Source organism: Mesorhizobium sp. M1E.F.Ca.ET.063.01.1.1, from assembly GCF_003998155.1.
In the GTDB taxonomy this organism is placed as follows: Bacteria; Pseudomonadota; Alphaproteobacteria; order Rhizobiales; family Rhizobiaceae; genus Mesorhizobium.
In genome coordinates, this window is sequence record NZ_RZSC01000331.1 from 1 (window position 1) to 6,331 (window position 6,331).

The window sequence follows — 6,331 nt, forward strand, 5'->3', positions numbered from 1 at the left end:
GCTGGACGGACTCGGTGATCTGATGGGACTCCATCCGGGTCGCTGAGGCTGTCGTTCCCCTGGCATGAGGCGTCGGCGACGATATCTATCGCTGCTCAGGTCACAGGCATGCCGTTCGGACAAACAAAAAGGCGGGAGCTTGTCCCGCCTTTTTTGTTACTCGCTAACAGCCGGCTCAGTGCAGACGGCCGCTGGCGTGAGCAAGCATGGTGTAGACCTTGCCGGTGTCCGACGTCAGATAGGTCTGCGCCATGATGTTGTCGCGGTCGTTGCGCGAGACATCCTTGAGCAGCTTCTCGAAGTCGTCGCAGTAGCGGTCCACAGCGGCGCGGAACTCGGCCTCGGCCTGATACTTGCGGCGGATCTCGTCAAAGGTCTGCTGGCCTTTCAGCGTGTAGAGCCGGCGCGTGAAGACGTCGCGCTCGCCGCGGCGATAGCGGTTCCACAATTCGATCGAGGCGTCATGGTCGATGGCGCGCGCGATGTCGACGGACAGCGAATTGAGCGACTCCATGACATGCAGCGGCGAACGCTGGGCAGGGGCCGCGCGCGGCGCTTCCGCCGGGGCGGCCGGCTTCAGGTTTTCTTCGCGCGAAGCGTTGGTCAGAAGATCGCGCACCCAGCCGCCCTGCTGTGTGCGGCCATTCGGGTCGCGCCGCGGCGCCTCCGCGGGACGCTCGAGATCGAGCGTACCGCGCAGCGTCGTCTCGGCGAGCGGTGCCTGCGGCGAGCGACGCTCCGGCTGCGGTTGAGGCTGCGGCGCAGGCGGACGGCGCAGCGGCTGTTCGGCGGGACGGTCCGGCGCCTGCGGTGCAGGGCGCAGGCTGCGGGGCTCGCCGGTCTCGCTGCTGCCGCTGCGGCCGGATTTCGCAACGATGTCAGACAGTTCCTTGAGCGCGTTGATCTGCTCGGAGACGGCACGGCGAATGGCCGAGGTCGATTCCTTGGCCTCCTCCGGCATCTCGATCACGCCCTTCTTGAGCTCGGCGCGGGTGAGGTCCAGCTCGCTCTTGATCGAGCCCGCGGTGCGCCGCATCTCCTCGGTGGCATCGGCAAAGCGCCGCGTCGCCGAATCGACGACCTCGGCGATGGCCGTGCGGATCTTCTCCGCCGATTCCATCGTCCGGCCCTCGGCATTCTGCATCGTCTTGCCCACCAGGCTTTCGAACGAGCGCATCACTTTCTCGAGGTCTTCCGACTTCTTGACCAGGCCGACGGCGAGGTCTTCCAGCGAGGACTGCCGCTCCAGCGTGTGCTCGAGATTGCTCTGAGCGGAGCTCAGCAGAGCCGAGGCACTCGACAGCAGGCGGCTGTGCTCGTCGAACTTGGTCGCGATCGAGGCAACCTCGCGCAACGTCGCCGACGACAGATCGGTGAGCCGTGTCGTGTTGGAATCGACGAGGCGCGCCGAACTGGCGAAGGTCTGGGCCGCCTTTTCCGTGGTCGTGGCGAAGCTTTGCGTGCTGCCGGTGAGGCGTTCCTCGACCTGACCGAGGTTGACCGCCGCCTGGTCGATCAGCTGACCGAGCTGCGCGCTGGAGGTGGACATGCGGCCGATGAGGTCGGCAACGCTGTCGGCCAGCGTCGAGCGCGCGCCCTCGACGGCCGAAAGCGTCTCGGCCGTGCGGCTGGCGAGCGCGTTGACGAGGGCCGCGTTTTCGCTGCGCAGCTTCTCGGTCGCCCGCTCGGTGACCTCTTCCATGTTTTTCTGCAGTTCGGAGCCGCCCTGGGCGAAGCGCTCGACCAGAGGACGCGCCGTCTCGTCGAGGATCTTCGACATCTCGGCCGAACGCGCCGCAAGCATGGTGTTGAGCTCGCGGGTATTGGCGCCGATGGTCTTTGCCGCCTCGTTGGTGCTCTGGCCGATATGCTGGCCGACGGCGGTGAAGGTTTCGGCGATGACGTTGGCGCGCGAGATGAGCTGCGCCTCGGCGCTCGATACCTGCTCGCTGAGCTTCTGGCCCATCGTTTCGGCGGTGTGGGCGAGGCGGCTCTCGACGCTCGTCACCTGCTCCTCGACACGGGTAGCGGCCGCGGCCGCGCTCGATGCCAGGCGCTCGTCGGCGCCGGCAAGCGCCTGCTCGATCTCGCGGGCGTGGACGGCGAGCTCCTGGCCGGTCTGGCGAGCACGATCGGCGACGCGCTGCTCGGTGGCCGCGAATGCGCCGACAATGGCGTCGGTATGTTCGCCGATGGTCGAACTGCTGCTGGCGATGCGCGACACCAGGCGGCTGTCGGCATCGTCGAAGATGCGGGCAATTTCAGACGCCCGCGACGAAAGCGCTTCCGAACCTTCCGCGATGCGCGAGATCAGATGCTGGTCGGCGGCGTCGAAGATGCGGCCGAGGTCGGAGGCGCGTGCGGCCAGCGCCTCGGCCGATTCGGTGATGCGCATGCTCAGCCGCTCGTCGGCGCCCTCGAAGTTGCGCAGGATGTCGCCGGCGCGCGCCGCCAGCGACTGCGCCGTTTCGACCGCGCGAGCGACCAGCTTCTGGTCGGCGGCGTCGAAAGTGCCGGCGATCTCGCCGGCGCGCGCCGCCAGCTTGTCGGCGGTTTCCTCGGCGCGGGCCATGAGCGAATTGGACGCATCGTCGGCGCGGGCCATCAGCATGCTGGACGTGTCCTGCGCACGCTCGTGCAGGCGGCGGTCGGCCGCCTCGAAGGCGTTGGCGATGTCCTCGGCCCTGGCAAGCAGCGCGGCCGACGTCTGCTCGGCGCGTTCGGCGATCTTGCGGTCGGCATCGCTGAAGGCGGCCCCGGCCTGCTCGTGCAGCGTGCTGGTGATTTCCATGACCTTGTCGCGCAACGCGCCGGCAACGAAGACGGCGGTCTTCTCCAGCACGCCGCGGACGTTGTCGACGCCGGTCGACAATGCACGCTCCATGGTGCCGGCGCGCTCTTCGATGATACCGGTCTGCCTGCTGAAAGCGTGCTCGATCTTCTCGACATCGGCGGCGATCGCCGCCGAAATGTCGCTGCTCTTGGCAGCGATCTGGTCGATGTGGCCGGACACCGAACGATCGACGTCCTCGCGTGCCTCGGCAAGCTTGGCGAGATCGTCCTCCAGGGCGCGAGCCAGCGTGTCGCGCCCTTCGGACAGCTTGCCGACATGGCCGGCAATGATGCCGTCGAGTTCCGAGCGGCTTTCCGCCAGCTTTTGCAAGTCGGCTTCGAGCGCACGCTTGAGGATATCGCGGCCCTCGGCGAGCTTCTCCACCTGGCCGGAGACCAGGCCATCGATACCGGCGCGGCTCTCGGCGAGCTTGGCAAGATCCGCCTCGAGAGCACGCGTGAGCACATCACGGCCCTCCGAAAGCTTCTCGACCTGGGCTGCGACGAGGCCATCGATCGAGGCGCGGCTCTCGGCGAGCTTGGCGAGATCCGCCTCCAGGGCGCGCTTGAGGATGTCGCGGCCTTCGGCGAGCTTCTCGACCTGGCCGGCGACCAGGCCGTCGATGCTGGAGCGGCTCTCGGCGAGCTTGGCGAGATCGTCCTCCAAGGCCTTGGACAGTGCCGAGCGGTCCTGCGAGAGCCTGTCGGCGTGGGTCTGCATGAGGCCGCTGGCGTTGGCCATGTCGGCATCGAGGGCGCGTGAAAGCTCGGCGCGATGGTCGGTGATCTTTTGCGAATGATCGACGATGGCGCCCTGAATGGTGTTGAGGTCCGCTTCCAGCGCGCGCTTGAGGATGTCGCGGCCTTCCGCCAGCTTCTCGACCTGGCCGGCGACCAGGCCGTCGATGCTGGAGCGGCTCTCGGCCAACTTGGCCAAATCGTCCTCGAGCGACTTCGACAGCACCGCGCGGTCCTCGACAAGCCGGTTCTGGTGGTCGGAGATTGCGCCGCCGACCGTCTGCAGGTCGGCCTCCAGGGCCTTCGACAGTTGCGCCCGTTCCTCCTGCACCCTGTCGGAATGTCCCGCGATGGCACCCCTGATGGTATTGATGTCCGCTTCGAGGGCGCGCTTGAGGATATCGCGCCCTTCGGCGAGCTTCTCGACCTGGCCGGCGACAAGACCGTCGATCGAGGCGCGGCTCTCGGCCAACTTGGCGAGGTCGGATTCCAGCGTCTGCGACAACAGGCTGCGGTCCTCGACGAGCTTGCCGGCATGGCTGTCGATCAGGCTGCGGATGCCGCTCAGGTCGCCTTCCAGCGCGCGGCTGAGTTCGCCCCTGTCTTCCGCGAGCTTGGCCGAATGGGTCTCGATCAGGTTCCTTATGCCGGAGATGTCGGTCTCAAGCGCCTTGGCGAGCACGGCGCGACCTTCGGCGATCTTCTCGACCTGGCCGGCGACCAGGCCATCGATCGAGGCTCGGCTGTCCTGCAGCTTGCCGAGATCGGCTTCCAGCGCGCGCGCTAGGATGTTGCGGCCCTCGGCCAGCTTGCCGACATGGCCGGCGACCATTTCGTCAATCATTGTACGGGCTTGCACGAGTCTGCCGGAGTCTTCGTTCAAGGCCTGAGACAGGCGGTTGCGACCCTCTTCGAGCTGTTCGAGGTGGCTGCCCAGCGAAGCGTCGATGGCAGCGTGCGCCTCGTTGACCTTGCGCAGGTCATCTTCCAGCGCGCGAGAGATCAGGCCGCGGCCCTCGGCCAGTTTCTGGACCTGATTGGCCACGGCGTCGTCGATGCCGGCGCGACTCTCGGCGAATTTCGCGAGATCCTCCTGCATGGCAGCCGCCATACGCTGGCTGCTTTCGGCCAGCTTCCGGCTGTGGTCTTCGATGGCCTCGTCGATGCCGGCGCGAGCGTCGGCGAGCCGCTGGATGTCGGCGTCGAACGATCGCGACACGACGTGGCGGGCGGCTTCCATGCGCCCGGCGAAATCGGTGGCGCGCGCTTCGAGCATGGAGGAGGTCGACGACACGATGTCGGCCATATCGGCGCCGATCTGGGTCTTGCCCTGATCGATCATCGCCGACAGCGTGTCCTTGCTCTCGGCGAAGGTGCTGGCGATCTCGCGCGCTCGCTCGACCAGCGTCTCGTTGATCTGGCGGGCGCGTGCCTCGAGCGCGGCATTGAGCTTCTGGGTGCCGGTATCGAGCGCCTCGGCGCGGGTCTGGAACTCGCTGATCAGCGCCTGACCGCGCTCGGCCAGCGTCCGCTCGATGCCGTTGAGGCTTGCTTCGAACTCGGAGTTGAGCGTGCGTGCAGCGCCGCCGAGCAGCGAGACCATGCCGGTGGTGCGGTCATCCAGCAGGTCGGTCAGCGAGCGGGTGAGGCCGTCGGTCGTGTCGGTCAGCTTGGCGATGCGGGTGTCGAGCAGGCTGGCGAAGGCCTCGCCCGAGGTCGACAGGCGGTCGGTGATCGTATCGAGCCGGGTTTCCACCGAATCGAAGATCGACATCGAGCTTTCGTTGATGCGATCGATCAGCGTGTCGCCGGAATTGTTGATCGTCATCGACAGTTTGGTCGAGGCGTTGAGGATCGAGTCGCGAATGATGTCGCTGGCCGAGCCGATCTCGTCGCGCAGCGTCTCATGGGCGCCGGCGATCGAGGCACGCACGCGCTCGGCGTGGGTGACGACTGCCTCGCGCTCGCTGCCGAGGCCGTCGACCAGCGAGCGGATGCGAGCCTCGTTCTCGGAATAGGAGCGCTCGATCTGGCTGACTTCGCTGTGGACGAGCGTTTCGAGCTCGACGGCGCGCGCCAGCGTGCGCTCGATGCCTTCGCCCATCGCCGCCACCTCGCGGCGCACGGCCTGACCGATCATCATGACGCGGTCCTGGGCAAGGTTCTCCGGCTCGGCGAGGCGGAAGGCCACTTCGGTCATCGATTGCGCGGCAATGCGCATTTCCTGGGCGCGCCGGATCATGGCCGCGAAGGCCCAGAACAGGATGACCGGGATGATCGCCGCGACCGCCAGGCCGATCAGCTCGGGGCGGGCGAAGAACTGATCGAAGGTGCGGATCTTCCAGATGCTCGGGCCGAACAGCAGGTTGGCAACGCCGCCGGCGCCGGCGATCCACGCAAGCGAAATGAACGCTACGACCCAGTAGACGGTGCTCGAGGCGCGCCGGTTGAGGCCATGCAGAAGCGTCCGGTAATCCTTCTGGCGGTCATCATTTGCCGGTGTGAAACCGGCAGGGGCCGGCGTGAAACCGGCTGGCTGCGAAGCGCGCGATTCGACCGGGCGCAGCTCCGCCGGCTTTGGCTGGGGTGCCGCCTTTGCGGCCTGAGGCTCATTTGCCGGCTCGATTCTCTGGCTGCGGCCTTCGCGCGCCAATTCGTCCGCGGCCGCCGAAATCTGGGCTTCGAGATCTTCCATCGACGCCGCCATGTCGAGGCCGCCTTCGTCGCCGTTGAGCTCAAGGTCAAGCGCCTTTTCCAGTTC

1 protein-coding gene is annotated in these 6,331 nt (G+C 67.0%); it reads right to left on the reverse strand.

The annotated features are described in order from the left end of the window. Window positions 1-175: 175 nt before the first annotated feature. Window positions 176-6,331: kinesin (locus EOA29_RS21500; RefSeq protein WP_127221456.1), on the reverse strand; the 6,156-nt coding region annotated here is incomplete at its 5' end.